Source organism: Xanthomonas sp. A1809 (assembly GCF_017746015.1).
In the GTDB taxonomy this organism is placed as follows: Bacteria; Pseudomonadota; Gammaproteobacteria; order Xanthomonadales; family Xanthomonadaceae; genus Xanthomonas; species Xanthomonas euvesicatoria.
The window spans coordinates 105,288-131,727 of sequence record NZ_JAGHWZ010000014.1; the positions used below are offsets into that span (position 1 = coordinate 105,288).

The 26,440-nt window shown below is 64.5% G+C and carries 27 protein-coding genes; 8 read left to right on the top strand and 19 right to left on the bottom strand.

Features of this window, described 5'->3' with window-relative positions; translation table 11 throughout:
• Window positions 1-7 precede the first annotated feature (7 nt).
• From J7396_RS17475 to J7396_RS17495, 5 genes are all read left to right on the top strand, one after another.
• Window positions 8-1,309, top strand: coding sequence for an ABC transporter permease (locus J7396_RS17475; protein ID WP_014091117.1), 1,302 nt, complete (start codon window positions 8-10; stop codon window positions 1,307-1,309).
• A gap of 55 nt (window positions 1,310-1,364) precedes the next feature.
• Window positions 1,365-2,591: an FtsX-like permease family protein gene (locus J7396_RS17480; RefSeq protein ID WP_014091118.1), complete on the top strand. Its 1,227-nt coding sequence runs from the start codon at window positions 1,365-1,367 to the stop codon at window positions 2,589-2,591.
• Window positions 2,592-2,816: 225 nt separating this feature from the next.
• Window positions 2,817-3,122, top strand: a complete 306-nt coding sequence (locus J7396_RS17485) for a hypothetical protein (protein WP_031424968.1) — start codon at window positions 2,817-2,819, stop codon at window positions 3,120-3,122.
• A 160-nt stretch (window positions 3,123-3,282) separates the two neighbouring features.
• Window positions 3,283-4,626: a sigma-54 dependent transcriptional regulator gene (locus J7396_RS17490; protein WP_136733232.1), complete on the top strand. Its 1,344-nt coding sequence runs from the start codon at window positions 3,283-3,285 to the stop codon at window positions 4,624-4,626.
• Window positions 4,627-4,634: 8 nt separating this feature from the next.
• Window positions 4,635-5,981, top strand: a complete 1,347-nt coding sequence (locus J7396_RS17495) for an ATP-binding protein (protein WP_029820332.1) — start codon at window positions 4,635-4,637, stop codon at window positions 5,979-5,981.
• Window positions 5,982-6,282: 301 nt separating this feature from the next.
• Here the strand turns inward: J7396_RS17495 and glmU are convergent, their stop codons facing one another.
• Window positions 6,283-7,647: a bifunctional UDP-N-acetylglucosamine diphosphorylase/glucosamine-1-phosphate N-acetyltransferase GlmU gene (gene glmU, locus J7396_RS17500; RefSeq protein ID WP_031424970.1), complete on the bottom strand. Its 1,365-nt coding sequence runs from the start codon at window positions 7,645-7,647 to the stop codon at window positions 6,283-6,285.
• Window positions 7,648-7,791: 144 nt separating this feature from the next.
• Between glmU and J7396_RS17505 the strand changes: the two genes are divergently transcribed.
• Window positions 7,792-8,175 (top strand): GtrA family protein, encoded by a 384-nt coding sequence (locus J7396_RS17505; protein ID WP_008571035.1) that lies wholly within the window; start codon window positions 7,792-7,794, stop codon window positions 8,173-8,175.
• 518 nt (window positions 8,176-8,693) lie between these two features.
• On the opposite strand, the gene J7396_RS17510 is transcribed toward J7396_RS17505, so the two are convergent.
• The 11 genes from J7396_RS17510 to J7396_RS17560 all read right to left on the bottom strand — a co-directional run bounded on the left by J7396_RS17510 (window position 8,694) and on the right by J7396_RS17560 (window position 16,946).
• Complete coding sequence (locus J7396_RS17510) at window positions 8,694-9,263, bottom strand: chorismate mutase (protein ID WP_031424971.1); 570 nt, start codon at window positions 9,261-9,263, stop codon at window positions 8,694-8,696.
• Window positions 9,260-9,430 (bottom strand): hypothetical protein, encoded by a 171-nt coding sequence (locus J7396_RS17515; RefSeq protein ID WP_154671624.1) that lies wholly within the window; start codon window positions 9,428-9,430, stop codon window positions 9,260-9,262. The genes J7396_RS17510 and J7396_RS17515 overlap by 4 nt, the downstream gene beginning before the upstream one ends.
• Before the next feature lie 62 nt (window positions 9,431-9,492).
• Window positions 9,493-9,915 carry a F0F1 ATP synthase subunit epsilon gene (locus J7396_RS17520; protein WP_003484011.1) on the bottom strand — a complete coding sequence of 141 codons (423 nt, stop codon included), beginning with the start codon at window positions 9,913-9,915 and terminating at the stop codon, window positions 9,493-9,495.
• A 143-nt stretch (window positions 9,916-10,058) separates the two neighbouring features.
• Window positions 10,059-11,465 carry a F0F1 ATP synthase subunit beta gene (gene atpD / locus J7396_RS17525; protein ID WP_209261812.1) on the bottom strand — a complete coding sequence of 469 codons (1,407 nt, stop codon included), beginning with the start codon at window positions 11,463-11,465 and terminating at the stop codon, window positions 10,059-10,061.
• Window positions 11,466-11,607: 142 nt separating this feature from the next.
• Window positions 11,608-12,471 (bottom strand): F0F1 ATP synthase subunit gamma, encoded by an 864-nt coding sequence (gene atpG, locus J7396_RS17530; protein WP_008571039.1) that lies wholly within the window; start codon window positions 12,469-12,471, stop codon window positions 11,608-11,610.
• A 197-nt stretch (window positions 12,472-12,668) separates the two neighbouring features.
• A complete protein-coding gene (atpA, locus tag J7396_RS17535) occupies window positions 12,669-14,216 on the bottom strand; it encodes a F0F1 ATP synthase subunit alpha (protein WP_003484004.1) in 1,548 nt (515 codons plus the stop codon).
• Window positions 14,217-14,263: 47 nt separating this feature from the next.
• On the bottom strand, window positions 14,264-14,791 hold the full coding sequence (locus J7396_RS17540; RefSeq protein WP_008571041.1) for a F0F1 ATP synthase subunit delta: 528 nt from the start codon (window positions 14,789-14,791) through the stop codon (window positions 14,264-14,266).
• Window positions 14,792-14,794: 3 nt separating this feature from the next.
• Window positions 14,795-15,265, bottom strand: a complete 471-nt coding sequence (locus J7396_RS17545) for a F0F1 ATP synthase subunit B (protein WP_003483999.1) — start codon at window positions 15,263-15,265, stop codon at window positions 14,795-14,797.
• Between the two features lie 114 nt (window positions 15,266-15,379).
• Window positions 15,380-15,682 carry a F0F1 ATP synthase subunit C gene (gene atpE, locus J7396_RS17550; RefSeq protein WP_002814105.1) on the bottom strand — a complete coding sequence of 101 codons (303 nt, stop codon included), beginning with the start codon at window positions 15,680-15,682 and terminating at the stop codon, window positions 15,380-15,382.
• A 72-nt stretch (window positions 15,683-15,754) separates the two neighbouring features.
• Window positions 15,755-16,555, bottom strand: coding sequence for a F0F1 ATP synthase subunit A (gene atpB, locus J7396_RS17555; protein ID WP_005914709.1), 801 nt, complete (start codon window positions 16,553-16,555; stop codon window positions 15,755-15,757).
• A 25-nt stretch (window positions 16,556-16,580) separates the two neighbouring features.
• Window positions 16,581-16,946, bottom strand: coding sequence for a hypothetical protein (locus J7396_RS17560; RefSeq protein WP_005920882.1), 366 nt, complete (start codon window positions 16,944-16,946; stop codon window positions 16,581-16,583).
• A 523-nt stretch (window positions 16,947-17,469) separates the two neighbouring features.
• Between J7396_RS17560 and J7396_RS17565 the strand changes: the two genes are divergently transcribed.
• On the top strand, window positions 17,470-18,282 hold the full coding sequence (locus tag J7396_RS17565) for a hypothetical protein (protein WP_008571043.1): 813 nt from the start codon (window positions 17,470-17,472) through the stop codon (window positions 18,280-18,282).
• A gap of 138 nt (window positions 18,283-18,420) precedes the next feature.
• Here J7396_RS17565 and J7396_RS17570 read toward each other — a convergent pair whose 3' ends face one another.
• From J7396_RS17570 to J7396_RS17595, 6 genes are all read right to left on the bottom strand, one after another.
• The gene (locus tag J7396_RS17570) at window positions 18,421-18,720 is read right to left on the bottom strand and encodes a hypothetical protein (protein WP_127166901.1); all 300 of its coding nucleotides are present in this window, start codon (window positions 18,718-18,720) and stop codon (window positions 18,421-18,423) included.
• 49 nt (window positions 18,721-18,769) lie between these two features.
• Window positions 18,770-20,593: a dihydrolipoyl dehydrogenase gene (lpdA, locus tag J7396_RS17575; RefSeq protein WP_011348660.1), complete on the bottom strand. Its 1,824-nt coding sequence runs from the start codon at window positions 20,591-20,593 to the stop codon at window positions 18,770-18,772.
• Between the two features lie 16 nt (window positions 20,594-20,609).
• On the bottom strand, window positions 20,610-21,257 hold the full coding sequence (locus tag J7396_RS17580) for a hypothetical protein (protein ID WP_209261813.1): 648 nt from the start codon (window positions 21,255-21,257) through the stop codon (window positions 20,610-20,612).
• Window positions 21,254-23,026 carry a dihydrolipoyllysine-residue acetyltransferase gene (locus J7396_RS17585; protein WP_209261814.1) on the bottom strand — a complete coding sequence of 591 codons (1,773 nt, stop codon included), beginning with the start codon at window positions 23,024-23,026 and terminating at the stop codon, window positions 21,254-21,256. The genes J7396_RS17580 and J7396_RS17585 overlap by 4 nt, the downstream gene beginning before the upstream one ends.
• A gap of 129 nt (window positions 23,027-23,155) precedes the next feature.
• Entirely contained in the window at window positions 23,156-23,920 is a 765-nt protein-coding gene (locus tag J7396_RS17590; protein WP_209261815.1) for a DUF2884 family protein, read from the bottom strand.
• 223 nt (window positions 23,921-24,143) lie between these two features.
• Complete coding sequence (locus tag J7396_RS17595) at window positions 24,144-24,704, bottom strand: DNA-deoxyinosine glycosylase (protein ID WP_011348664.1); 561 nt, start codon at window positions 24,702-24,704, stop codon at window positions 24,144-24,146.
• Window positions 24,705-24,844: 140 nt separating this feature from the next.
• Between J7396_RS17595 and J7396_RS17600 the strand changes: the two genes are divergently transcribed.
• The gene (locus tag J7396_RS17600; protein ID WP_209261816.1) at window positions 24,845-25,531 is read left to right on the top strand and encodes an OmpW family outer membrane protein; all 687 of its coding nucleotides are present in this window, start codon (window positions 24,845-24,847) and stop codon (window positions 25,529-25,531) included.
• 276 nt (window positions 25,532-25,807) lie between these two features.
• On the opposite strand, the gene J7396_RS17605 is transcribed toward J7396_RS17600, so the two are convergent.
• Window positions 25,808-26,365 carry a hypothetical protein gene (locus tag J7396_RS17605; RefSeq protein WP_057681137.1) on the bottom strand — a complete coding sequence of 186 codons (558 nt, stop codon included), beginning with the start codon at window positions 26,363-26,365 and terminating at the stop codon, window positions 25,808-25,810.
• Window positions 26,366-26,440 lie beyond the last annotated feature (75 nt).

Below are 26,440 nucleotides of genomic sequence, written 5' to 3' on the forward strand. Positions count from 1 at the left end.
CCCACCCATGTTCGGCTACTACTTCAATCTTGCGGTACGCAGCTTCCGCCGCAACAAGGTGCTGACCGCACTGATGGTGCTGGCCATCGCGCTGGGTATCGGCGCCAGCATGACCACGCTGACGGTGTTCCATGTGTTGTCGGGCGACCCGATTCCGCAAAAGAGCGATCGGTTGTTCTATGTGCAGGTGGATGCGGAACCGAAGTCCGGCTATCAGCCGGGAGACGAGCCCGATTACCAGTCCACCCGCTTCGACGCCGAGGCGCTGCTGCGTGAGAAGCGCGCCATGCGTCAGGCAATCATGACTGGCGGATACGCCATACTCGAGCCGCAGCGCAATGGGCTGAGCCCGTTCCTGCTAAACTTGCGCTACACATCGGCCGATTTCTTCGCGATGTTCGACACGCCGTTCCTTTACGGACAAGGATGGTCTAGCACCAGCGACGAGCGGCACGAACGCGTTGCGGTGATCACCAAGTCGCTGAACGAAAAGTTGTTCGACGGCGGCAACAGCGTAGGCCGCGAGGTGCGCGTGGACAAGAACACCTTCCGTATCGTCGGCGTCCTGGATACCTGGAAGGTCGAACCGCGCTTCTACGACATCACCAAGACCTACGGCTCCAAAGAACAGCTGTATGTCCCGTTCAGTACAGCGATGGATCTGAAGTTGGGTCACTCCGGCGGCACCAACTGTTCCGGCAAGGTCGAGGGAGGCGACAGTACTGCGCTCAATGCCCCCTGCAACTGGGTGCAGTACTGGGTGGAGCTGGAAAATGCCAAGCAGGCAGGCGACTACAAGGCCTACCTCGAAAACTATTCCGATCAACAACGTGCCGCCGGGCGCTTTACCCGGCCCAACAATGTGCGCCTGCGCAACGTGATGCAGTGGCTGGACTACAACAAGGTGGTTCCCAGCGACGTCCGCCTGCAGCTGTGGCTGGCCATGGGCTTTCTGCTGGTGTGCCTGCTCAACACGGTCGGCCTGCTGCTGGCGAAGTTCCTGCGCCGCAGCGGAGAGATTGGCGTGCGGCGCGCGCTTGGCGCGTCGCGTGGCGCAATCTTTGCGCAGTGCCTGGTGGAGGCAGGGACCATCGGCCTGGCCGGCGGCATCGGCGGACTTGGGTTGGCGTGGCTGGGGCTGTGGGCCGTGCGTCAGCAACCGGTGGATTACGCCGCGCTGGCGCACCTGGATCTCACGATGCTGCTGCTGACATTCGCCATAGCGATCGCCGCGAGCCTGCTCGCCGGCATCCTGCCATCCTGGCGCGCCATTCAGGTCGCACCGGCATTGCAGCTCAAGTCGTCCTGATCCTCCTGCCCGCCGCATCGCGGCGAGCCACGCTTCCTATCTTCAAGGTCAGCCCATGGACATCCGTCCCATCATCTCCACCTTGCGCCGCCATAAGACGGCCGCCGCACTGATCGTGCTCGAGATCGCACTGGCTTGCGCCATCATCTGCAATTCGCTGTTTTTGATCGGCAATCGTCTGGACACGCTCCACAGCGCCAGCGGCATCGCCGAACAGCAGCTGCTCAGCATCCAGGTGGACGGTATCGGCCCGCAGGCCAATGCCGACGCCCGCACCCAGGAGGATCTGGCGGCGCTGCGCGCGGTGTCCGGGGTGCGCAGCGCGGTCATCATCAATCAGGTCCCATTCGACGATCCTTCATCCAACACGGGGCTGGCACTGACGGTCGAGCAGGAACGCCCCACGCTCAACGCCGCGCAGTATCTGGTCAGCGAAGGCAGCCTGAGCGCGCTGGGTCTGCAGTTGAATGCGGGGCGCGACTTCGCTCCGGAGGAGTACATCACCCAGGAAAAAGCCGACAACGACGATGAAGTCCGCAAGAAGGGCGCGGCGGTCATTCTGACGCAGGCGGCAGCGGACAAGCTGTTCCCCGATCACAGCGCTCTTGGCAAAACCATCTATTCCGGCGAAGTACCCTTGCGCATCGTTGGACTCGTGCAAACGCTGGCGCGACCGAACAACGTCAATGGGCTGTCGGAGAAAGACTATTCGATGCTGTTGCCTATCCGCACTCCCTATACCGATGGCCGCTACATTCTGCGCGTCAGCGACCCCTTGCGGCGGGGAGAAGTACTGCAGGCAGCGGTCGCAGCCTTGATGAAGGTGGACAATAGCCGACTGGTACGGGAGCAGCAGACCTATACGGAAATCCGCGATACGCATTTCCGCAACGATCGCGCAATGATCTGGCTACTCGGCGCAGTGTGCATCGCACTACTGATCGTCACCGCCTTGGGCATCGTCGGCCTGGCGAGTTTCTGGGTGCAGCAACGCACCAAGCAGATCGGTATCCGCCGTGCGCTGGGTGCAACGCGCAGCCAGATCCTGCGCTACTTCCAGATCGAGAATTTCCTGCTCGCCTCGGTCGGCATCGTGCTCGGCATGCTGATGGCCTACTCGATCAACGTCTGGCTGATGGCACGCTATGAATTGCCGCGACTGCCGGCAATCTACCTGCCGATTGGCGCGCTGCTGCTATGGATGCTCGGCCAGCTGGCGGTGTTCTGGCCGGCCCGCCGCGCAGCCGCCGTGCCCCCGGCTGTTGCCACCCGCAGTGCATGATGGCCGGCGTTGCTTCCCCGTCGCTTGGCAGTGGGGAAGCAACCCGGCTCGCCATCCACCGTGCGTTTCCACCATCGTTACGAACCGGATTCCCTCATGCCTTGCTCTCTTGCATCATCGGCACTGATCGCCCTGACCGCCTGCTGCCTCCTTCACCCCGGCCAGGCCGATGCGGCAACGCGGGCGCACGCGGCGTCGGCCTCGTCCAGCACTTCGACGCAAGAGGTGCTCGCCATCGACGACACCCGGCTGAACTGGCGCCATGACGATCAAATTCTGGAGCTCGTCGCCAGTAGCGACGGATTGCTGGTGACCCAGGCCAGCGCGTCGCTCAGCCTGCAGTTGCAACGTGGCGACCGCGTGCGCACGGCAGGCCGAACCCAGATCACCACAATCGCAACATTGCTGGCCGCACTGCAGGCTGCTGCAGGCAACCCCATCGCTGTGGATGTCATGCGCGATGGTGTGCAGGTGCACCTGATCTGGACAGCGGCCACGTACACACCGCTGTTGCCGCCCGCGGCTCCATAACCAGCGCCGTGCCGGCAACAGCCGATGCACCCTGCATCGGCCGCTTGAGTCCGCCGACCTTGCCGCCCGGCGATCTGCCGCCCCCGCCGAGCAGCGCGTTGTCGCTGCGTGTTGCCAGTATTCTGTGCCGATCCCATCCCGCGCCTTCTTGAGCAATGCGATGCCGCACATCCTGATCATCGACGACAACACGGCCGTGGCCACTGCATTGGAAGTGCTGTTTTCGTTGCACGACATCGAGGCGCGGCACGCGCATTCGCCGAAGGCCGGGCTGGCGCTGCTGGACGAGCAGGCGTTCGATCTGGTGATCCAGGACATGAACTTCACCGCCGACACCACCTCCGGCGAAGAAGGCGAGGCGCTGTTTACCCAACTGCGTCAGCGTCATCCGGACCTGCCGGTGATCCTGCTCACCGCCTGGACGCACCTGGGCAGCGCGGTGGGCCTGGTCAAGGCCGGTGCGGCCGATTACATCGCCAAGCCCTGGGACGACACCAAGCTGCTGACCACGGTCAACAACCTGCTGGAACTGTCCGAAGCACGCCGCGAACTGGAACGTCGTCGCGAACGCGAACGCCGCGGCCGCGAGCAGCTGACCCAGCGCTACGACCTGCGCGGCGCGGTGTTCGCCGATCCGGCCAGCGAGCGCGCAATCGCCCTGGCCTGCCAGGTCGCACGCTCGGACTTGCCAGTGCTGATCACCGGCCCCAATGGCAGCGGCAAGGAAAAGATTGCCGAGATTATCCAGGCCAATTCGGCCACCAAACATGGCCCGTTCATTGCACTCAACTGCGGCGCCTTGCCAGGTGAATTGATCGAAGCCGAATTATTCGGGGCCGAAGCCGGCGCCTACACCGGCGCCAACAAGGCGCGCGAAGGCAAGTTCGAAGCGGCCGATGGCGGCACGCTGTTTCTCGACGAGATCGGCAACCTGCCGCTGGCGGGTCAAATGAAGTTGCTGCGCGTGCTGGAAACCGGCCGTTACGAGCGGCTGGGTTCCAACCGCGAACGCCACGCCAAGGTGCGCGTGATCAGCGCCACCAATTCAGATCTGCCGGCGATGATCCGCGACGGCAGTTTTCGCGAGGATCTGTATTACCGGCTCAACACGGTGGAAATCGCACTGCCCGCACTGGCCGAACGCCCGGGCGATATCGGCCCGCTGGCCGAGCACTTCCTTGCCGGTGAAAAGCCGCTATCCGCGCAGGCGCGCGATGCCTTGCAACGGCATGCCTGGCCCGGCAACGTGCGCGAGTTACGCAACGTGCTGCAACGTGCCGCCTTGCTCGCGCAGGGCGCGCGCATCGAGGCGGGCGATCTGAACCTGCCGCGTGCAGCCGCGCCACGGCCGGCGACGCCGGCTGCAGTCGAGCCGGATCGCGCGCGTATCGAACAGGCGCTGGCACGCGCGCAAGGCGTGATCGCACAAGCGGCCGCCGAGCTGGGGTTGAGCCGCCAGGCGCTGTATCGGCGCATGGACCGTTACGGCATCAGCTCGGAATGAACCTTCGCATGCGGAACCGCTCTTTCACGTTTTCGCTGTTTTTGCGCTTGCTGCCGGTGCTTGCGCTGGCGGCTGCATTGCCATGGTTCATGGCGTACTGGCTGGACCACGGCTGGCAGGTGGCGGCAATTTCGGTCCTCGTCCTGCTGGCAGCGATGTGGTTCAGCCTCAACCGCGCCACCGCACCGATGCGCTCGCTGTTTCGTGCGCTGGCCGGCACCACCAGCAGCTACCGCGATGGCGAATACAACTTCGGTGTGTATTGGCGCGGCAACGACGAACTGGCGCAACTGGTGCAGGCGCATGCCGAGCTTGGCGATGTGCTGCGTGCGCAGCGTAGCCATCTGGTACAGCGCGAGCTGATGCTCGACACCATGCTGCAGAACACACCGGTGGCCATGCTGCTGGTGGTCGCCGGCGGCGATGGCCTGCGGCGGATCGGGTTTTCCAACAATGCCGCACGCAAGCTGCTGTACGAAGGACGCAAGCTGGAAGGCCAGCATCTGGACGATGTGCTCGGCCGCATGCCGGCCGAATTGCGCGATGCGCTGGCACGTGGCGGGGATTGCCTGTTCGCGGTACGCGAAGATGGCGACGACGAAGAAGACGAGCAGATCTATCACCTGTCGCGGCGTAGCTTTCACATCAACGGGCGCGGGCACGAGCTGTTGTTGATCCGCACCTTGACCACCGAGTTACGCCGCCAGGAAGTGCAGACCTGGAAAAAAGTCATCCGCGTGATCAGCCACGAATTGAACAATTCGCTGGCACCGATCGCCTCGCTGGCGCATTCGGGCGCCGAGCTGCTGCGCCGCGAACGCACCGATCGCCTGGGGACGGTGTTCGAGACCATCGAAGAACGCGCGCGTCACCTGGAAGGCTTTATCCGCGGCTATGCGCGCTTTGCCAAATTGCCGCAACCGCAGCTGCAGACCATCGAATGGGCGCCGTTTTTGCAGCGCTTGCAGCAGCAGATTCCGTTCCAGGTACAGGGCACGCTGACCGATGTCTCCAGCCGGATCGATGCAGCGCAGATCGAGCAGGCGCTGCTCAATCTGCTGAAAAATGCCCACGAGGCCTGCAGCGAAGCACAGCCGCCCAATAGCGATGTCGCCCTACGCGTCACGCGCGTGCCGCAGTGGCTACGCATCGAAGTGCTCGACCGCGGCAACGGCATGAACGAAGCGGTGCTGCACAACGCACTGATGCCGTTCTATTCGACCAAGCGCAATGGCACAGGTCTTGGGCTTGCCCTCACCCGCGAAATCGCCGAAGCGCACGGCGGCCGCATCTCGCTGCACAACCGCGAACACGGCGGCCTGTGCGTGACCTTGCTGTTGCCATTGGCGGCTTGAACGCAGCAAGGCTTGCAGGACTTGCGATGCAATCCATGCGTTGCATCACGCCTTCCGTCAGCGCACGCGCCCCGCGCATGTCATGGCAGCACCCCTGGGCGCGATGGACGGCCGATCGCGCCCGGGGGCGCTCCCGCACGTTCAGCGCTCCGCCAGCGGCCGGGCCGCCTGGTCCCGCGAGCAGCCTTGATGCGTCGTTCCGAGAACGGCGGAGCTGTTGCGCACTTCCCATGCATCGGGCCAACAGGCGCAATCAGCGCCAATGCGGCGCTGTTCCCTGCGATCCAGCGTGCACCGCAGCCTATTTCTTGGTCGGCCGCTTCCAGCCTTCGATCACGGTCTGCCGCGCACGCGTCACACTGAGCTGGCCCGCTGGCGCATCGCTCGTGATCACCGAACCGGCACCGATGGTGGAATTGGCGCCAATCTCGATCGGTGCCACCAATGCGCTGTTGGAGCCGACAAACGCACCATCGCCGATGGTGGTCTGCGACTTGTTCACCCCGTCGTAGTTGCAGGTGATGGTGCCGGCGCCGATGTTGACCTTGCTGCCGATCACCGCATCGCCCAGATAGGTCAGATGGTTGGCCTTGCTGCCGACGCCCATGGTGACCTTTTTGGTCTCCACGAAATTGCCGATATGCACGCCATCGGCCAACACGGTGCCGGGGCGCAAACGCGCGAACGGGCCGATCTGCACCGCGCCTTCGGTGACCACGCCTTCCAGATCGCTGTGCGCACGCACGTGCGTGCCGGCACCGAGCGTGACGTCGCGCAAGCGCACGAACGGGCCGATCACCACATCATCGCCCAGCGTCACATTGCCTTCCAGGATCACATCGATATCCAGCTGCACATCGCGCCCCACCTGCACGCTGCCGCGCTGCTCCACACGCGCCGGGTCGGCCATGCGCACGCCCTGCAGGCAAAGGGTGCGCGCGGCGCGCAGTTGCCAGGCACGTTCGAGCTGGGCGAGTTGCCACGGGTCGTTGGCACCCTCCACGTCCTGCGGGTCGGCCACGTGCACCATGTCGGCCGGCGTGAAATCGGCTGCGGCGCTGGCGAACACGTCGGTGAGATAGAACTCGCCCTGCGCATTGTCGTTGGACAAACCAGCCAGCCAACGGCGCAGCGCAGTGGATTCAGCGGTGAGGATGCCGGTATTGATGGTACGAATGCGGCGCTGCTCGTCATTGGCGTCCTTCTGCTCGACGATCGCGGCCACCTTGCCCTCCGCATCGCGCAGGATGCGCCCATAGCCGGTGGGATTGGCCAGTTCGGCAACCAGCACCGCCATGCGGCCCGGTGCATGCAGCAACTGCAACAGGCTTTCGCTGCGGATCAGCGGCACATCGCCATACAACACCAGCACCGTTGCCGCATCGGGAATCGCAGGCATCGCCTGCTGCACGGCATGTCCGGTGCCCAGCTGCTCGCGCTGTTCGGCCCACTGCAGATCGCCTTGATCGGCGAAGGCTGCCTGGACCTGGTCGCCACCATGCCCGTACACGATATGGATTGCCGCCGGCTGCAGCTGCCGCGCAGTGGCGATCACATGCGCCAGCATCGGCTGGCCCGCCAGCGGCTGCAGCACCTTGGGCAGGGACGAGCGCATGCGCTTGCCTTCGCCTGCGGCCAGGATCACAACGTGCAGGGGCAGGGTCATCAAGACATTCCAGGCATGGAGATGTCCAAATTCTAGTCGCTGCGCCCCCTCACGTCGTTGCCCGGATGCAGCGTTCGCCCGCACTAACAACGTTTGCGCCTTGCTGCCGCTAGGATGGGCGCCCCTTTCCTTTACCCCGCACGCATGAGTCTGTTCCGCCAAGGCAGCCAGTTCATGATCATTGGCGCCCTGCAGCTGGTCGTCGATTGCGGCATCTTCATCGCCGCCACCGCCGCAGGCATGCCTGCGGTGCCCGCCAATCTGCTCGGACGCATCGGCGGCGCCATGCTCGGCTTTTGGCTCAACGGCCGCTACACCTTCGCCCAGCAAGGCGATGCGCGGCTGGGTTGGCGACGCTTCGGCCGCTTTGCGGTGATGTGGCTGACGCTCACGCTGATCAGCACCTGGCTGCTCTCGACCACGGTAGACCTACTCGGCCTGCGTCAGGCATGGCTGGCAAAACCGCTGGTCGAAGGCGGGCTGGCGGTCGTGTCGTTCTTCCTGGGCCGGCATGTGGTGTATCGCTGATCGAGGCATGCGCAGGCGCCGAGCGATTGCTCGATCGTGTGGCGATACGACGCAAAAGGGGACACCGCTTGCGCGCAGACAGCGCGCAGCACAGGCGCGGCATCTGTTCCAGTGCTGATCGATCGCGCGGATGTCCTTGTCGCTCTTATGCGGCATCCATGCTGCATCGGGTCCACACCCGGTCGGGGAACAAAAACCAGTCGCGTCGGCCGGTGTGCGTGGCATTCAACCAGGCTGCCAGCGACCTTTCTCGTACAGCGTCCTCGCCGATTGCATGACAGTTGACCGCATGGATGCCGTCATCGCCTTTCCAGGACGGGTTGAGGGCGCGCCTGGCGAGCGCCCAGTGCACCGCGCCTTGGACACGCTCAGCGTTCGATCTGAACGCCTGACTGCATCCACCAGGATGCGGCCGACAAAACCGCTGCAATCGCCACCAAGCGAACGCGCACACGTCTTGTCGGCCGCTCCAACCGCATGACAGCGCGTTGGTCTCGCAGACACGTTGCCGCTATGGATCAGTGGCAAAAATCGCCCAGGCCGCGCACCAGTGCCGCACGATGCAGCGCATCCAGCTGCCACTGCTCTGCGTAATGCGCAGCGGCACGCGCGGTGCTGGCCGGGCAGTCGGGCGCGCTGCGCGTCGAGGCCACATCGGCCAGCGCATCGAGCAGTTCGCTCTGCAGTTGATCCAGGCGAGCGCGCAGCGCGCTGAGATCCGGACGTGCGGTGTTCGGCGCATGTCCGCGCTCGTGCCAATGGTTGAGCAGCGCGTACTGCACCGACTTGTTGGCCTCGATTTGCGCGCCAAAGAACCGCGCCGCGTCGTCGGCATCCAGCCCATGCGCCGGCGCCTGATCGCGCACGCTCTGCAGCACCGCCGCCTCGCGCGCCTGATCCAGCACCGGCTTGCCGCTGTCCCACTTGCTTAGCGCTACCGCATCGCCAATGGCATTGCGCTGCACGATGCGATCCATCAGCAGATCCAACGGCGGCTGGCTGCGCGCCGGCCATGCGCACCCCAGCAGTCCGGCGGCCAACAGGCCGCTCACCATGTAAGCGCGAATGCCATCGATCGAACGGGTCATGCCATCTTCCTCAACGTGCCGGGATAAGCTTGCCATGCAGCGCTGCGGTGCAGCGGTGCGCCAAGGCACGCAGTGTGCCTGCCGCGCGCCACCGCGGATTCACGCACCCGCACGCGGCGCTCCAAAAACGAAAACGCCGACACGATGGTCGGCGTTTCGAACTTCATATCTGCAGACGAACTTGCAGCAGTCGGACGTGCATGCCCACCCTGGAGTGGACAGACCACGCTTAGTGCTTGAGGTTGCGACGCAAGCGCTCCAGCGCCTGCAGCTGTACTGTCGCTTCGGCCAGCTGACGCTGTGCCTCGGCCACGTCCACCGTGTTGCCACGGTTGGCCAGCAGCCGCTCGGCCTCTTCCTTGACCTTGCGCACGGCCGCCTCGTCAATGTCCTGCGCACGCACCGCGGTGTCGACCAGGATGGTCACCACCTGCGGCTGCACTTCCAGGATGCCGCCGGAAATGGCGAAATCCAGCTGTTCGCCATTGGCGGTGGTCACCACCACCTTGCCCGGCTTCAGGCGTGTGATCAGCGGCGCGTGCTTGGGCGCAATGCCCAGCTCGCCCAACTCGCCGGTAGCCACGACCAGCGTCGCCTCACCGTGGAAGATTTCCTTCTCGGCGCTGACGATGTCGCAACGGATAGTGCTCATGCTGCCTCACTCTGTGAGGCGGGGATTGGGGATGCGGGATTCGGGATTGGTAACCGCAGCTTTCACTGTGGTCACTCACCTCGTTTCCGCTCCCCAATTACCGCCGTACCAAATCCCGAATCCCGAATGCCAAATCCCGGCTCTTACGCCTTGGCGCTCATCTTGTTGGCTTTCTCGACCGCTTCTTCGATGCTGCCGACCATGTAGAACGCCTGCTCCGGCAGGTGGTCATATTCGCCGTCGCAGATCGCCTTGAAGCCGCGGATGGTGTCCTTCAGCGACACGTACTTGCCCGGCGAACCGGTGAACACTTCGGCCACGTGGAAGGGCTGGCTGAAGAAGCGCTCGATCTTGCGCGCGCGCGACACCGACTGCTTGTCTTCTTCGCTCAGCTCGTCCATGCCCAGGATGGCGATGATGTCCTTCAGTTCCTTGTACTTCTGCAAGGTCTGCTGGACGCGCTGGGCGGTGTCGTAATGCTCGTGGCCGATCACCAGCGGATCCATCTGGCGGCTGGTGGAGTCCAGCGGATCCACCGCCGGGTAGATACCCAGCGAGGCGATGTTACGGCTCAGCGTGACGGTCGAGTCCAGGTGGGCGAAGGTGGTCGCCGGCGACGGGTCGGTCAGGTCGTCCGCAGGCACGTACACCGCCTGGATCGAGGTGATCGAACCGCTCTTGGTCGAGGTGATGCGCTCCTGCAGCACGCCCATTTCCTCGGCCAGGGTCGGCTGGTAGCCCACCGCCGACGGCATGCGGCCGAGCAGCGCGGACACTTCGGTGCCGGCCAGCGTGTAGCGGTAGATGTTGTCCACGAACAACAGCACGTCCTTGCCCTTGCCGCTGGCATCCTTCTCGTCGCGGAAGTACTCGGCCATGGTCAGGCCGGTCAACGCCACGCGCAGACGGTTGCCCGGCGGCTCGTTCATCTGGCCGTACACCATCGCCACCTTGTCCAGGACGTTGGAGTCCTTCATCTCGTGGTAGAAGTCGTTGCCCTCGCGGGTACGCTCGCCCACGCCGGCGAACACGGACAAACCCGAGTGCGCCTTGGCGATGTTGTTGATCAGTTCCATCATGTTGACGGTCTTGCCGACGCCGGCGCCGCCGAACAGGCCGACCTTGCCGCCCTTGGCGAACGGGCACATCAGGTCGATCACCTTGATGCCGGTTTCCAGCAATTCGGTGCTGGAGGACTGGTCTTCATACGACGGTGCGCCGCGATGGATTTCCCAGCGGTCCGAGGCCTGCACGTCGCCGGCTTCGTCGATCGGGCGACCCAGCACGTCCATGATGCGACCCAGCGTACCGGCACCGACCGGCACCGAGATGGCGCGTTCGGTGTTGGTGGCGACCAGGTTGCGCTTCAGGCCGTCGGTGGAGCCGAGCGCAATCGTGCGCACCACGCCGTCGCCGAGCTGCTGCTGCACTTCCAGGGTGATTTCGGTGCCGTCGACCTTCAGCGCGTGATACACCTTCGGCACTTCATTGCGCGGGAATTCGACGTCGACGACCGCGCCGATGATCTGAACGATCTTGCCCTGACTCATTTTGCTGCTCCGGTTAGCTTTGTTCTGTCCGAGTGGCCGATGCCATCTCGTGGAATTTGTGATTTGGGATTCGTGATTGGGGATTCGCAAGGGCGCACTTCGCTGCGCTCCAACCAATCCCGAATCCCCAATCCCGGCGTACTTATACAGCCGCTGCGCCGCTGACGATTTCCGAAATTTCCTGGGTAATCGCCGCCTGACGTGCCTTGTTGTAGACCAGTTGCAAGGTGCCGATCATCTTGTTGGCGTTGTCGCTGGCGGCCTTCATCGCCACCATCCGCGCGGCATGTTCGGACGCAACGTTTTCCAGCACGGCCTGGTACACCAGCGACTCGATGTAGCGCGTCATCACGTGCTCCAGCACGGTGGCGGCATCGGGTTCGTACAGGTAGTCCCAATCGTGGTGCGCCACCTTGTGTTCGGCGGCCGGCAGCGGCAGCAGCTGATCGAAGCTGGCCTTCTGCGTCATGGTGTTCACGAAGCGGTTGTAGACCAGGTAGACGCGGTCCACCTTGCCTTCGATGAAGGCATCGATCATCACCTTGATCACGCCGATCAGCTGCTCCACCTGCGGGCTGTCGCCCAGGTGGGTCACGCTGCCGACCATGTTGACCTTGATGCGACGGAAGAACGCCGAGGCCTTCTGGCCGATGGTCACCACGTCGATCTCGGCACCGGTGTCCTGCCACGGGCGTACTTCGCCCAGCATCTTGCGGAACAGGTTGTTGTTCAGACCGCCGGCCAGGCCACGGTCGGACGAGATCACGATATAGCCGACCCGCTTGACCTGTTCGCGCTCGACCAGAAACGGATGCTGGAAATCGGTGCTGGCCTGCGCCAGATGCCCGATCACCTGCTTCATCGCCTGCGCATACGGACGCGAGGTCTTCATGCGCTCCTGCGCCTTGCGGATCTTGGAGGCCGAGACCATTTCGAGCGCGCGCGTCACCTTGCGGGTGTTCTGCACGCTCTTGATCTTGGTTTTGATTTCGCGTCCGCCTGCCATACTCGCTCGCTTCGCTCGCTTAGTGAGATTCGGGAATCGGGATTGGGGATTGGCAACAGCCTCCCTACCTCACCGCTTCCGCGAACCCCGGATGCCTAACTTCTGGGATATGGGAACAACGATTCGAAATCGGCCAACGCCCCGAACCATCGCTCCTACGAATCCCGAATGCCCAATCCCAAATCCCGGCGACTGGCTTACCAGCTGCCCGTGGTCTTGAACTCTTCGATGCCCTTCTTGAAGCTGGCTTCGATGTCGTTGTCCCAACCGCCGGTGCTGTTGATCTTGGAGACCAGCTCGCCCTGGGTGTTGGCGAAGTGCGCGTGCAGGCCTTCCTCGAACGCCAGCAGCTTGTTGACCGGCACGTCGTCCAGGTAACCCTCGTTGACGGCGTAGATCGACAGCGCCTGGTTGGCGATGGACATCGGCGCGTACTGCTTCTGCTTCATCAGCTCGGTGACGCGCTGACCGCGCTCGAGCTGCTTGCGGGTAGCTTCGTCCAGGTCCGAGGCGAACTGCGCGAACGCCGCCAGCTCGCGGTACTGCGCCAGCGATATACGGATGCCGCCGGACAGCTTCTTGATGATCTTGGTCTGGGCGGCGCCACCGACGCGCGACACCGAGATACCGGCGTTGACGGCCGGACGGATACCGGCATTGAACAGGTCGGTTTCCAGGAAGATCTGGCCGTCGGTGATCGAGATCACGTTGGTCGGCACGAACGCGGACACGTCGCCGGCCTGGGTTTCGATGATCGGCAGCGCAGTCAGCGAGCCGGTCTTGCCGGTCACCGCACCGTTGGTGAACTTCTCCACGTATTCCTCGGACACGCGCGCGGCGCGCTCGAGCAGGCGGGAGTGCAGATAGAACACGTCGCCCGGATAGGCTTCGCGACCCGGCGGGCGCTTGAGCAGCAGCGAGATCTGGCGGTAGGCCACGGCCTGCTTGGACAGATCGTCGTACACGATCAGCGCGTCTTCGCCGCGGTCCATGAAGTACTCGCCCATGGTGCAACCGGCGTAGGGGCTGATGTATTGCATCGCGGCCGATTCGGACGCGGTAGCAGCCACCACCACGGTGTGCGCCAGCGCGCCGTTTTCTTCCAGCTTGCGCACGATGTTGGCAACGGTCGAGGCCTTCTGGCCGATCGCCACGTACACGCACTTGATGCCGGTGCCCTTCTGGTTGATCACCGCGTCGATCGCCAGCGCGGTCTTGCCGGTCTGACGGTCACCGATGACCAGCTCGCGCTGGCCACGGCCGATCGGAATCATCGCATCGACCGACTTGTAACCGGTCTGCACCGGCTGGTCGACCGACTTGCGCCAGATCACGCCGGGCGCAACGCGCTCCACCGGTGCGGTCTGGGTGGCGCCCAGCGGGCCCTTGCCGTCGATCGGCTCGCCCAGTGCGTTGACCACGCGACCCAGCAGTTCCGGACCCACCGGCACTTCCAGGATGCGGCCGGTGGTCTTGGCCACGTCGCCTTCGCGCAGGCTTTCGTAGTCGCCCAGCACCACGGCGCCGACAGAATCGCGCTCCAGGTTCAGTGCCAGCGCGAAGGTGTTGTTCGGCAGTTCGATCATTTCGCCCTGCATCACGTCGGCCAGGCCGAAGATGCGCACGATGCCGTCGGACACGCTGGTCACGGAGCCTTCGTTGCGCGACTCTGCGGACAGCTTGACCGCTTCGATGCGGGTCTTGATCAGGTCGCTGATTTCGGAGGGGTTGAGCGTGGTTGCCATCGTTCAGTCCTAGGTGCCGGCCGCGAGGGCCGTGCGTTTATGTGAATTCAGTGGGCGAGCGAGCTTTGCAGACGCGCAAGCTTGCCCTTCAGCGAGCCGTCGATGACCACGTCGCCGGTGTCGATCACCGCGCCGCCGATCAGCGACGCATCGACTGCGGTGGTGATGTCCACGTCGCGGCCGAAGCGCTTCTTCAGCGCAGCAGCGATCGTGTCGAGTTCGGTCTGGCTCATTGCAGCGGCCGAGGTCACCGTCGCCTTGACGACATGTTCGGCCTCGGCACGCAGTTGTTCGTACAAGCCTGCCACTTCCGGCAGCAGCGACAGCCGCTGCGCATCGGCAAGCACGCCGAGGAAACGCAGATAGTCCTCGCCCGCCTGCGGCGGGGCCAGCAGCGTCACTGCCTGTTCCTGGCCAAGGGCCGGGTTGAGCAGCAATGCGGCCACGCGCGGGTCGCCGGCCACCTGCGCCGAAAACGCCAGCGCATCGGACCAGGGCGCGAAGTTGCCGCCCTCACGCGCGATCGCAAACGCGGCACGGCCGTAGGGACGGGCAAGGGTGAGGGCCTGACTCATCGCTTAAATCTCCGCCGCCAGCTCGTCGAGCAGCGCCTTGTGGGCGTTGGCATCGATTTCGCGCTTGAGCAGCTTTTCTGCACCGCTGACGGCCAGCACCGAGACCTGCTTGCGCAGCTCCTCGCGGGCACGCGTGGCGGATGCGTCGATTTCGGTCTGCGCCAGATCCTTCTGACGGTTGGCTTCGGCAATTGCCTCCAGCTTGGCCGCTTCGATGATCTGGTTGGCGCGCGCATGGGCCTGATCGATGATCTCGTTGGCCTTGGTGCGTGCGTCCTTCAGTGCTTCGTTGACCTTTTCCTGCGCCTGCGCCAGGTCCTTCTGACTGCGGTCGGCCGCAGCCAGACCTTCAGCAATCTTTTGCTGACGCTCTTCGATCGCCTGCAGCAGCGGCGGCCAGATCTTGGTCGCGACGATCCAGATCAGACCGGCGAAGGCCAGCGCCTGGGCAAAGATGGTAAGGGTGATATCCATGGGTCGCTCAATCGCTGTTTAGGGGTGAAAGCGCCACCGCGCGGGCGGCGCTTTCCGACCTTCATCCGCGGATGCAACCGCCAAGGGCCGCATCCACATCCTGCTACCGCTGGATCAGCCGGCAGCCTGCGACAGACGCTCGATGAACACCTGGGCCAGCGGGTTGGCGAAGGCGAACAGCAGGCCGACGGCGACGCTGATGATGAACGCGGCGTCGATCAGGCCGGCGGTGATGAACATACGAACCTGCAGCACCGGGATCAGTTCCGGCTGGCGCGCAGCCGATTCCAGGAACTTGCCAGCCATGATGGCCAGACCGAGGCCGGCACCCAGCGCGGCCAGGCCGATCATGATGCCGACGGCGAGGACGGTGGAGCTCTGGACTTGAGCGAGGTTGGTCAGGACGGCGAGGTACATGGTGATCTCCGAACGAAAGTTTCTAAGGGTGATGGATGAAGCGGAATAAAGCAGATGAAGGGTGACGCAAACTCAGTGACTGTCTTCAGCCAGGCTCAGGTACACGATCGACAGCATCATGAAAATGAAGGCCTGCAGCGGAATCACCAGCAGGTGGAACAGCATCCAGCCCAGGCCGAATGCGCCGCCAGCAACCATGCCGGCGATGCCTGCACCGCCCAGCACCCAGATCAGCAGGAAGACGATCTCGCCGCCGAACATGTTGCCGAACAGTCGCATCGCCAACGAAATCGGCTTGCTCAGCCACTCGACGATGTTCAAAAGCAGGTTGAACGGCATCATCCACTTGCCAAACGGCGCCGTCAGGAATTCCTTGGTCATGCCGCCCACGCCCTTGGAGCGCAGCGAGAACACGATCATCAGGAAGAACACGCTGATCGACATGCCCAAGGTGGCGTTGACGTCGGCGGTCGGCACCGGCTTCCAGGCGTGCACGCCGGCCCAACCCAGCGGAATGGCGATGAAATCGGCCGGGATCATCTTGATGAGGTTCATCAACAGGATCCAGAAGAAGATGGTGATCGCGATCGGCGTCACCAGCTTGCTGCTGCCGTGGTAGGTGTCCTTGGCCTGGCGGTCGACGAACTCCAGGCAGATTTCCACGAACGCCTGCCACTTGCCCGGCACGCCGGCCGTGGCATTGCGGGTCGCCGTCCAGAACGCCAGGACCATGACCAGGCCCATCAACACCGCCATGATCAGGGTGTCGAGGTGGATGGTCCAAAACGTGCCGCCACCATCGCGAACCGGAACGATCAGGTTCTGCAAGTGATGCTGGATATAGGAGGTAGGTGTTGCTGCCTCGCCCGCCATGTGTCCGGAGCCCTTTAAGTTCGAATCAACGCCTGGCCAGAGCCAGAACCTGAAAAATCAGCCCGATGGCGATACCCGCCAACAAAGCCAGAGGAGGCAGCCGCCACAGGCCGAAGCCCAGCGCCAGCGCCACGAAAACCAACACCCACTTCAGCACCATCGCCAGGATCAGCCGCACCATGGCGATGCCCGCTGCCTGGATACCGCCACCTAGCGCGGTACGTGCCGCAACCCAACCGCCCAGCACCGTCGCAAATCCGGTCAATGCCAGACCGGCAGCGTAACGGGGACCGACCAACAGCAACCCCAGACTGGTTATAGCTACGGCGGCAAGCGGATATACCGCAGCGCGCAGCATCAACCGCCGACCCGCGTCAACGGAGTTCAGCACTACGGTTACCTTACGTGTGAATGAGTGGGAAGCGCAGCTGCGCCTCGTCGAGCCGCGAAAGTATAGCAATGGGACAAATTGCGAGACAACCGGCAGAGGTCATCGCTTGCTGCAACGCACCACATGGCTGCCCCCGTCGCGGGTGGGAACTTTGCCACAAACCAGCGGTCAGAACTTGCGAGGCCTGCACATCCTCGTCGAAAGGTAGCGCCGCAGGCCGCGTCTGGGAGCCCTGGGAGACCGGGGCTCCTGCTTTTGTACGCATTTTGTCGCACCCTGCGACCTTCCCATCGGCGGTCCAATCGATTTCCTGGTTTGCGTTGCCTCCGAACGACCCTTGGCAGCGCCGCTGCACGTGTTCCGTGACTCCACCAAAGAATTAGCAAAGCGGACCGTTTTGTCCGATTGCTACGGCCGCCTTCACGCCCACTGGACGGCCCCTTCACTTTTGAAAGACGCGCGCTTATCGACTATGCGCTGCACAGGCCGAACCGCCTGACCATTCCAAGAATTCGGAGCCCCCATGAAACACCTCCTCGCACTGGCGATCCCGTGCGTCCTGGCCGTCGCCTATGTCGCGCCCGCACACGCCGAAGACACCGATGATCGCTTCCAGCTCCGCCTTGGCGCGATGAATGTCGACAACGACAACACCCTGCGCGGCAACACCCTGCTGGCCGGCAACAATGTCTCGGTCAACGAAGATTTCAAGTTGGGCGGCAAGGAATGGGAGCCGCGCGTGGATGGCGTGTTCCGCATCAGCACCCGCCAGCGCCTGATCTTCGACTACTTCAAGTACGACAAGGATCGCCGCGAGACCCTGAGCCAGGATCTGAGCGCCGGCGGCGTGACCGTGCCGTCCGGCAGCTTCATCAAGGGCGAGCTGAAGTACCAGGTCGCCACTTTCGTGTACGACTACTCGGTGATCGATTCTCCGGAATTCAGCCTGGGCCTGCAGATTGGTGCCGAGTACGCCAAGGTCGAGGCCAATGCCTACGCCGATCTGGGCACGCTGTTCAGTGGCGACGTCTTGGACGAAAGCGAAGACGGCGTTGCGCCGGTCGTCGGTATCCGCTTCACCGCGCGTCCCAGCGAACACTGGCTGTTCAATGTGCAGGGCCAGTACCTCAACACCAGTTGGGGCGACTTCGGCGACTACGATGGCGACCTGAGCCGCGCCAACGCGATTGCCGAATACCGCTTCACCAAGAACTTCGGCATTTTCGCCGGCTACGACTGGTTCAAGCTGGACGTGGACCGCGAGGGCAGCGACGGCCTGGTCGGCCTGAAGCAGGAGTTCAAGGGCCCGGTGGCAGGCGTGACGTTCGCGTTCTGATCCTCTCGGGCCCCGGGACCCGGGACCCGAAAAGCAGCTTCATGCAGAACCCCGCAGCGATGCGGGGTTCTGTCGTTTGACGGATGCGTGGCACGTCACCGACGCGGCGCCGGCCACAGGGCAGCGGCGGACACAGGCTCAGGGCGGCTTGGTCGCGCCCGCTACCAACAGATGCTGGTGCGTGATGCAGTAGCACTCGTCGTGCCACCCGTAGTGCGGATCGGTGCAGATCGCATGCTGCACCGTCGCCGGCAGCGACGCCACGTCGCTGCGCAAGTCGCGCTTCAGCGAGACGAACACCGAGCCCGGATGGGGCCAGTCGGTCCTCCGCGGCGGCTCGGCGATACGGTTGCCGCCGGCCAATTCGCGCTGCAGCAGCGCCTGCAGTTCGGGACACAGATTGCCCTGCCCCACGGCGACCTCCGTGCGTGGCGTCACCGCCGCGGCGACCGTGCCACACGTGGCGGCACGGTCGTGCGGAGCGGCGTCACTTCTTCTTGGGGATGTACAGATCGGTGATGGTGCCGTCGTAGACCTCGGCGGCCATGCCGACCGACTCGCTCAGGGTCGGGTGCGCGTGGATGGTGTGGCCGATGTCTTCGGCCTCGGCACCCATTTCGATCGCCAGGCCAATTTCAGCCAGCAGGTCGCCGGCATGCACGCCGACGATGGCGCCACCGATCACGCGATGCGTCTGTTCATCGAAGATCAACTTGGTGAAACCTTCGGTACGGCCGATGCCGATCGCGCGGCCGCTGGCGGCCCACGGGAACTTGGCCACGCCCACCTTCAGGCCCTTGGCCTTGGCTTCGGTCTCGGTGACGCCGACCCAGGCGATTTCCGGGTTGGTGTAGGCCACCGACGGGATCACCCGCGCCACCCATTCCTTCTTCTCGCCGGCAGCCACTTCGGCAGCCAGCTTGCCTTCGTGGGTGGCCTTGTGCGCCAGCATCGGGTTACCGACGATGTCGCCGATGGCGAAGATGTGCGGCACGTTGGTGCGCATCTGCCGATCGACCGGAATGAAGCCGCGCTCGGTGACGGTGACGCCGGCCTTTTCCGCACCGATCTTCTTGCCGTTCGGGCTACGGCCCACGGCAACCAGCACGCGGTCGTACGTGGTGGCCTGCAGGCCGGGCTTTTCGCCTTCCACAGCCGCTTCGAAGGACACGGTGATGCCGGCCTTGTCGGCCTTGACGTCGGTGGCCTTGGTCTTGAGATGAACCTCGACGCCCTGCTTTTTCAGGCGATCGGCCAGCGGCTTGACCAGGTCCTTGTCGGCGCCCGGCATCAGCTGGTCCATGAACTCCACCACGGTGACCTTGCTGCCGAGCGCGCTGTACACCGTGGCCATTTCCAGGCCGATGATGCCGCCGCCGACCACCAGCAGGGTCTTGGGAATGTCGTGCAACTCCAGCGCGTCGGTGGAGTCCATCACGCGCTTGTCGTCCCATGGGAAGTTGGGCAGCTTCACCGCCTGCGAGCCGGCGGCGATGATGCAGTGCTCAAAGCGCAGCAGTTGGGTCTTGCCGTCGTCGCCGACGATTTCCAGCTCGTTGGGCGAGACGAAGCTGGCCACGCCGGTGACGGTGCGCACCTTGCGCTGCTTGGCCATGCTGGCCAGGCCGCCGGTGAGCTTGCCGACCACTTTTTCCTTGTACTCGCGCAGCTTGTCCAGGGCGATCTTGGGCTGGCCGAAGTCCACGCCGAAGTCGCCGGCATGGGCCACTTCATCGATCACCGCGGCGGCATGCAGCAGCGCCTTGGACGGGATGCAGCCGACGTTGAGACAGACACCGCCCAGGCTGGCGTAGCGCTCGATCAGCACCGTCTCCAGGCCCAGATCGGCCGCGCGGAAGGCAGCGGTGTAGCCGCCGGGGCCGGCGCCGAGCACCACCATCTTGCATTCGATGTCGGCCGGCTTGCCGCTGGCCAGCGCCGGCTTGGGCGCGGCCGGCTCGGCCGGGGCACGGTGCGACGGCGTCACCGGCGGCTTGCTGCCCGGTGCGGCGGCAGGCGCTGCAGCGGCCGGGGCAGCCTTGGGTTCGGCCTTGGCCGGCGCGGCAGCCTCGCCTTCGGTTTCGAGCAGCAGCACGAGCGCGCCTTCGGACAGGGTGTCGCCGACCTTGACCTTGAGTTCCTTGACCACACCGGCCGCCGAGGACGGCACTTCCAGCGTGGCCTTGTCCGATTCCAGCGTTACCAGGCCCTGGTCCTTGGCCACGCTGTCGCCAACGGCGACCAGCACTTCGATGACGGGGACATCGCTGTAATCGCCGATGTCGGGAACCTTGATTTCAATGACCGCCATTTGCTTCTCCTGTAGCTCAACCGGCCGTGCCGGCAAGCGTCTGCTGGAGTTCATCCAGCGACGATTCGATTTGGGTCCAGCGCTTGTCGCGCTTCTTTTCCTTGCCTTCGCTGGCTTCGATCAGCAGCGCGGCCTGTTTCAGCAGCAACTCGCCGGCACCGCAGCTGGGGCGCGCGCCGCTGTAGCGCACGCCATCGACCTGGAACGAGAGCACTTCGCCCTCGCTCACCGGCGCGGTGCGTCCGTTCGGTGCGAGCTGGGTCAGCGTGTTGGTCCAGTTGCTGACCAGGCGCTTGGCCAACGGCGCCGGGATCGAGACCTCGACCGTTTCCGGGGTCTGCTCGGTGCGGAACTGCACGCTGCCGCGGTCGGTCTGGCTGACCCAGCTGTAGACGCGCTCGTCGGCGCGGCTATGCCGCAGGGTCCAGTCGGCGCCTTCCTTGCCCGGCACCAGCGACACCGCGCTCTCTACCCCACGTGTGGGCAGCGTCAGCAACGACAAGGCCGGCTTGGTGCCGCCATCCAGCAACGTGGTCACGGCAGTGCCGTAGTTGCCCACGGCCGGCGGCCAGCCGCGGCCGAGCGTGCTCTCGCATTCGCGTGCGGCCGCGTTTGCCCACGGCAGCACGCCGAGCGCGGCGATGGTCAGCAGCGCGGCCCTCACAGCAGGACGCGACGCATGTCGGCCAGCACCTGGCTGAGGTAGGTGGTGAAACGGGCTGCCAGGGCGCCGTCGATGACGCGGTGGTCGTAGCTCAGCGACAACGGCAGCATCAGCTTCGGCGCGAACTCCTTGCCGTTCCACACCGGCTGCATCGCCGACTTGGACACGCCCAGGATCGCCACTTCCGGCGCATTGATGATCGGGGTGAACGCGGTGCCGCCGATACCGCCGAGCGAGCTGATCGAGAAGCAGCCGCCGCTCATGTCGGCCGGGCCCAGCTTGCCGTCGCGCGCCTTCTTGGCCAGCTCGCCGCTTTCCTGCGCGATCTGCAGCACGCCCTTCTTGTCGACATCGCGAATCACCGGCACCACCAGGCCGTTGGGCGTATCGGCCGCAAACCCGATGTGGAAGTACTTCTTCAGGGTGAGGTTCTCGCCGGCCGCGTCCAGCGAGGCGTTGAACTCGGGGAACTTCTTCAGCGCCGCGGCGCTGGCCTTGACCAGGAAGGCGAGCATGGTCAGCTTGATGCCGGCCTTCTCGTTTTCCTTGTTGAGCGCCACGCGCAGGGCTTCCAGGTCGGTGATGTCGGCCGACTCGAACTGGGTGACGTGCGGAATCATGGCCCAGTTGCGCGCCAGGTTGGCACCGGAAATCTTCTTGATGCGCGACAGCGGCTGGGTTTCGGTCTCGCCGAACTTGCTGAAGTCCACCTTGGGCCAGGCCAGCAGGTTCAGGCCGTTGCCGCCACCGGCCGGCGCAGCGCCGGCTGCGGCCGGTGCGCCACCGCTGAGTGCAGCCTTCACATACCGCTGCACGTCTTCACGGGTGATGCGGCCGCCCTTTTCGCTGCCCTTGAGCTGGTTCAGGTCCACGCCCAGTTCGCGTGCGAACACGCGCACCACCGGGCTGGCGTACGGCACCTTGGACGGCAGCACGCTGTCGGCATCGAAGGTCACCGGCGGGCTGCTCGGGTTGCCCGCGGACGGCTGGCCGCCTTGCGCTGCCTGCGTGCCGGCGCCGGAACGCGCGCCCTGCACCTGCGCGATTTCGCGCTGGGCCAGCTTGTCCGGCTCGGCCGGGACGGCAACCGGCTCGACCTTGCCCGCGGTTTCGGCGGTGTCGGTGGTGGGCTTGGCCGGCGACTGCGCCGCACCGGTGCCGCCATCGCTGGCCGCGATGATCGCCACCACATTGCCCTGCGAGAGCGTGTCGCCGACCTTGACCTTGAGTTCCTTGACCACACCGGCGGCCGAGGACGGGACTTCCATCGTGGCCTTGTCCGATTCCAGCGTGACCAGGCTCTGGTCCTTGGCGACGGTATCGCCCACGGCCACCAGCACCTCGATCACCGGGATGTCGGTGTAGTCGCCGATATCGGGCACGCGCGCTTCGATCAGGCCGCCTTCCGAGGAGGCCGCAGGCGCAGCAGATTCGGCCTTGGCGGCCGGTGCCGGGGCGGCGGCGGGCGCCGCCTTGGCCGGTGCGGCGGGCGCGGCGGCGGCGGGCTTGGCGGTCTCGGCGCCGGCATCGGCCACTTCGATCAACGCCACCAGCGCGCCCTGCGAGAGCGAATCGCCGACCTTGACCTTGAGTTCCTTGACCACGCCCGCCACCGACGAAGGCACTTCCATGGTGGCCTTGTCAGATTCCAGCGTGACCAGGCTCTGGTCCTTGCTGACCGTATCGCCGACGGACACCAGCACCTCGATTACCGGGACGTCGCTGTAGTCACCGATATCGGGGACAAGTGCTTCCTTGATTTCGGCCATACGGGGAACTCCGGCAACAGAATGGGGAAACCCCTATTGTGGCCGGCTGCGGGCCGCAGCGCCAACCATTGCCGTGCAAAAAATCGCGCGCCCGGCGAGATGCAGCGTCCGCATGCGTGCGTACGCCGATCATTTCGCCGCGCGCCGATCGACCCGCAACAGTTGCAGTGGCTCGCCCGACGGCAAACGATACGCTAGCGCATTGTCCAGCGCATCGAGCGCTTCCAGGCGCTGGCACAACTGGTGCGCGCGTGGCCGCAATGCACGCGCCTGCGGCTCGACCAGGCGCTCGATGCGCGCCTCCATGCCATCGAGCGAACGCAGCTGCACGTCATTCCCGGTGATCGCGGACTGCACCGCGCCGGCCACCACATCGCCGATCAGCTGCGGCAGCAGCTCGGCCACCAGCGCGCCGATGTCGTCGTCGATATCGATCGGGGTCAGCTGGCTCTTGCTGAAGCTCTGCTTCAAGCGCACATCGATCTTCTCGCGCACGTTTGCCAACTGCGCGCGCGTGGCGTCGGGGCTGCGACTGAAGCCGGCGGCCACCTCGCCCAATGCAGTGACTGCGATATCGGCCGCTTCGCGCCCGACTGCCTGCGCCAGCGGCACCACCTCGCGGGTCTGGCGCTCGAACTGGACCAGGCGGGCGCGATCGTCTGCGCTCAATGCCACCCAGCGGTCGTCGACGAACAGGGCGCCCTGGCGCATCACCAGCCGCTGCGGCGTGCCGGATTCGCGGATCAGGATCAGGCTGCGGGCGTTGAGCGTGAGGTCGTAATCGCTGCTGACCTCGCAGTGCAGGTCCTGGTCCTTGGCAGCGGCCACCCCTGCGCCGCTCAACAGCCCGAACAGCGCAGCTGCTGCCATCGTGATTGCGTGTTTGATCGCCATCTCGCCACTCCGTTGCGGACCGGCTGCAGCATGCCTGCGCCTGTGGCACGCAGACCTGTGCCGGAGGCTGGCATGACTTCTGGCCAATGACTGCCACGCGCGCAGCGCGGTGTCGACCGCAGGCAGGCAGCGTGCGTCAACGATCAGTGCGGGGGCACCGCGACGGCGGCGCGGTCACTGCGACGCTGGCATTCCATATCGACCTCGCGGCATCTCACCTTGGCTAGCGCAGCGCATCGCACAGCGGCTGCCAGGCCGCGGCCAGCCGCGGCAGCGACCAGGCCGCATTGGCCGGGCTGGTGGATGGCAACGCGACGACTGGCAGCGCGCAAAGCTGCGCCGATAGCCGCGGCTGTACATGCCGGCGCCAGGCCTGTGCTGCCGCAGCGCCATTGCAGGCCACCATGCGCAGCTGCGGCAGCGTGGCCAGCAACGCGGGCAGCGGATTGACCACGATGCTCGCCGCCACAATGGACGTATCCAGACTGCCGCGCCGCTCGCATTGGCCGATGACGTCCCACAGGCCCACGCGATGGTCGAGCAATGCTTGCAAGCGCAATGCATAGCTTGCGGCCGCATCAATGCCCAATAGGGCATGCATCAGCGGCCAGAAACGATTGCGTGGATGCGCGTAGTAACGCGCGGCTTCCAGTGACGCGACACCGGGCATCGAACCAAGCAGCAACACCCTGCAATCGCTGCGAACGTGCGCTGGCAAGCCTTGGCTGAGGTGTTTTTTCGTCACGGCAATCGCATCTGCGTGAATGTCTTTTTCAGACTGCATGACGTAACGACGGCCTTCTTGGGGGAATTCCTGAACAAACGAAATTTTAGCGGGCCGCAGGTGGGCGTGGATTCAGATTTTTAGGAATAGTTTTGGCGCGGCCCACTCCACGGGCCCAACAACAAGACGAGGAGACCCTCATGCGTTCCATTTCCATCCTGAGCCTGGCTGCTGTATCTGCACTTGCGATTGCACCGTCCGCGTTCGCGCAGGACACCACCTATACCGGCAACACCTCCTCGACTTCTTCCAGCACGATGTCCACCAGCGGCGATACCGCTTCTGGCAAGCATTGGGCCGTGGTCGGTGGCGTGGCGCTGCTGAACCCCAAGAACAACCCGGCGCCGGGCCTGGACGTCGATGGCGGCCCGGCACCGACGCTGAGCGCCAGCTACTACATCAACGACAACTGGGCCGTTGAACTGTGGGGCGCCGCCGACAAGTTCAACCACCGCGTCAACGCCGATGGCGTGGGCAAGGTCGGTACCGTCGAGCAGCAGCCTATCGCCATCAGCGGTCAGTATCACTTCGGCGAAGCGGACAACGTGTTCCGTCCGTTCGTGGGCGTGGGCTACTACGAGTCCAACTTCAGCAACGAAAAGATCGACGCGGCGTCGAGCACCGGCGACCACGTGGGCCTGAGCACCGCCAAGGGCGTCATCGGCACCGTTGGTGTGGACATGAACATCAACTCCACCTGGTTCGCACGTGCCGACGCCCGCTACATGCGTTCGCGTCCGGAACTGCGCGTGGGTGGCCAGGGTACCGGCAGCGAGCTGGAACTGGATCCGTGGACCGTTGGCTTCGGCATCGGTGCGCGCTTCTAAGCAGACCACTGCCCACCAGGGCGTTGGTTGAAGAAAAAACGGGCCGAAAGGCCCGTTTTTTTTGTGTGTGGCGTGAGATGTGGGGTGCGGGCCGTTACGACCGAGGCCTGAGGTGCCGTGTCAGCTCTCCGGTACGAATGCGAATAGTGGCGTGACTATTTGCCTCCGACTCTGCTTCATCGCTTCCAATGCGTCTGCAACTCCGTGCACCTGCATGCGTCGACACCCCCGTGCATGCGTCGAACACAATCGCCTGGCGCGCGCTTTCAAACGCCCTCACCGCCAATAAACGCTGCCGCGCAAACGTGCGCTGCGCCAGCGCCACCACAGCAAGGTGGCATAGGCGAGCGCATAACCGAGCAAGACGCCCGCAGCGCCGAGCAGGCTGGCATGACTGAGCCACCCGTCGGTTGGCCAGGCCACCCCCTGCCAGGCGCTACGCCAGCCCTGCACCATCCCGGCGATCACCCGGACCACGACCAACGCAGTCAAGCCCAGCACCAGCCACAGGTTGGGCCGGTAAAACAGGCCTTGCGTGGTGCGTTCGAAACGGGTCAGGCGCAACGCCAACGCACCCAGCGCCAACCCGCAGGCCCAGCCGAATGCGGCGTGGCTGATCGCGCCGGGCCAGAACGCCGCCGCGATCAAGCTGAAGATCACAAACAGCACGCTGGAGATGCCCGCCGACACCAGGTTGATCAGCAGCAGCCATCCACGTGCCTGACGACGTGCAGTACCCATGCGGAAGCGCTGCAGCAGCGACAACGGGAACACCACCACGAACACTGCCAGGGCAATGATCACAGCCAGCGGAATGGCAAGCAGCAAAGGCATCGGGAGACTGCCGTAGAAAGATGGCCGATGACGCTGCTACGTATACGTGCAGCAGCGCGTGTTCGGTGCCAATTG

Excerpts from the sequence above, each read along its gene's own strand:
- J7396_RS17475 (WP_014091117.1), top strand. The coding sequence starts at position 8 with ATGTTCGGCTACTACTTCAATCTTGCGGTACGCAGCTTCCGCCGCAAC.
- J7396_RS17480 (WP_014091118.1), top strand. The coding sequence starts at position 1,365 with ATGGACATCCGTCCCATCATCTCCACCTTGCGCCGCCATAAGACGGCC.
- J7396_RS17490 (WP_136733232.1), top strand. The coding sequence starts at position 3,283 with ATGCCGCACATCCTGATCATCGACGACAACACGGCCGTGGCCACTGCA.
- J7396_RS17495 (WP_029820332.1), top strand. The coding sequence starts at position 4,635 with ATGCGGAACCGCTCTTTCACGTTTTCGCTGTTTTTGCGCTTGCTGCCG.
- glmU (WP_031424970.1), bottom strand. The coding sequence starts at position 7,647 with ATGACCCTGCCCCTGCACGTTGTGATCCTGGCCGCAGGCGAAGGCAAG.
- J7396_RS17505 (WP_008571035.1), top strand. The coding sequence starts at position 7,792 with ATGAGTCTGTTCCGCCAAGGCAGCCAGTTCATGATCATTGGCGCCCTG.
- J7396_RS17510 (WP_031424971.1), bottom strand. The coding sequence starts at position 9,263 with ATGACCCGTTCGATCGATGGCATTCGCGCTTACATGGTGAGCGGCCTG.
- J7396_RS17515 (WP_154671624.1), bottom strand. The coding sequence starts at position 9,430 with ATGAAGTTCGAAACGCCGACCATCGTGTCGGCGTTTTCGTTTTTGGAG.
- J7396_RS17520 (WP_003484011.1), bottom strand. The coding sequence starts at position 9,915 with ATGAGCACTATCCGTTGCGACATCGTCAGCGCCGAGAAGGAAATCTTC.
- atpD (WP_209261812.1), bottom strand. The coding sequence starts at position 11,465 with ATGAGTCAGGGCAAGATCGTTCAGATCATCGGCGCGGTCGTCGACGTC.
- atpG (WP_008571039.1), bottom strand. The coding sequence starts at position 12,471 with ATGGCAGGCGGACGCGAAATCAAAACCAAGATCAAGAGCGTGCAGAAC.
- atpA (WP_003484004.1), bottom strand. The coding sequence starts at position 14,216 with ATGGCAACCACGCTCAACCCCTCCGAAATCAGCGACCTGATCAAGACC.
- J7396_RS17540 (WP_008571041.1), bottom strand. The coding sequence starts at position 14,791 with ATGAGTCAGGCCCTCACCCTTGCCCGTCCCTACGGCCGTGCCGCGTTT.
- J7396_RS17545 (WP_003483999.1), bottom strand. The coding sequence starts at position 15,265 with ATGGATATCACCCTTACCATCTTTGCCCAGGCGCTGGCCTTCGCCGGT.
- atpE (WP_002814105.1), bottom strand. The coding sequence starts at position 15,682 with ATGTACCTCGCCGTCCTGACCAACCTCGCTCAAGTCCAGAGCTCCACC.
- atpB (WP_005914709.1), bottom strand. The coding sequence starts at position 16,555 with ATGGCGGGCGAGGCAGCAACACCTACCTCCTATATCCAGCATCACTTG.
- J7396_RS17565 (WP_008571043.1), top strand. The coding sequence starts at position 17,470 with ATGAAACACCTCCTCGCACTGGCGATCCCGTGCGTCCTGGCCGTCGCC.
- lpdA (WP_011348660.1), bottom strand. The coding sequence starts at position 20,593 with ATGGCGGTCATTGAAATCAAGGTTCCCGACATCGGCGATTACAGCGAT.
- J7396_RS17585 (WP_209261814.1), bottom strand. The coding sequence starts at position 23,026 with ATGGCCGAAATCAAGGAAGCACTTGTCCCCGATATCGGTGACTACAGC.
- J7396_RS17590 (WP_209261815.1), bottom strand. The coding sequence starts at position 23,920 with ATGGCGATCAAACACGCAATCACGATGGCAGCAGCTGCGCTGTTCGGG.
- J7396_RS17595 (WP_011348664.1), bottom strand. The coding sequence starts at position 24,704 with ATGCAGTCTGAAAAAGACATTCACGCAGATGCGATTGCCGTGACGAAA.
- J7396_RS17600 (WP_209261816.1), top strand. The coding sequence starts at position 24,845 with ATGCGTTCCATTTCCATCCTGAGCCTGGCTGCTGTATCTGCACTTGCG.
- J7396_RS17605 (WP_057681137.1), bottom strand. The coding sequence starts at position 26,365 with ATGCCTTTGCTGCTTGCCATTCCGCTGGCTGTGATCATTGCCCTGGCA.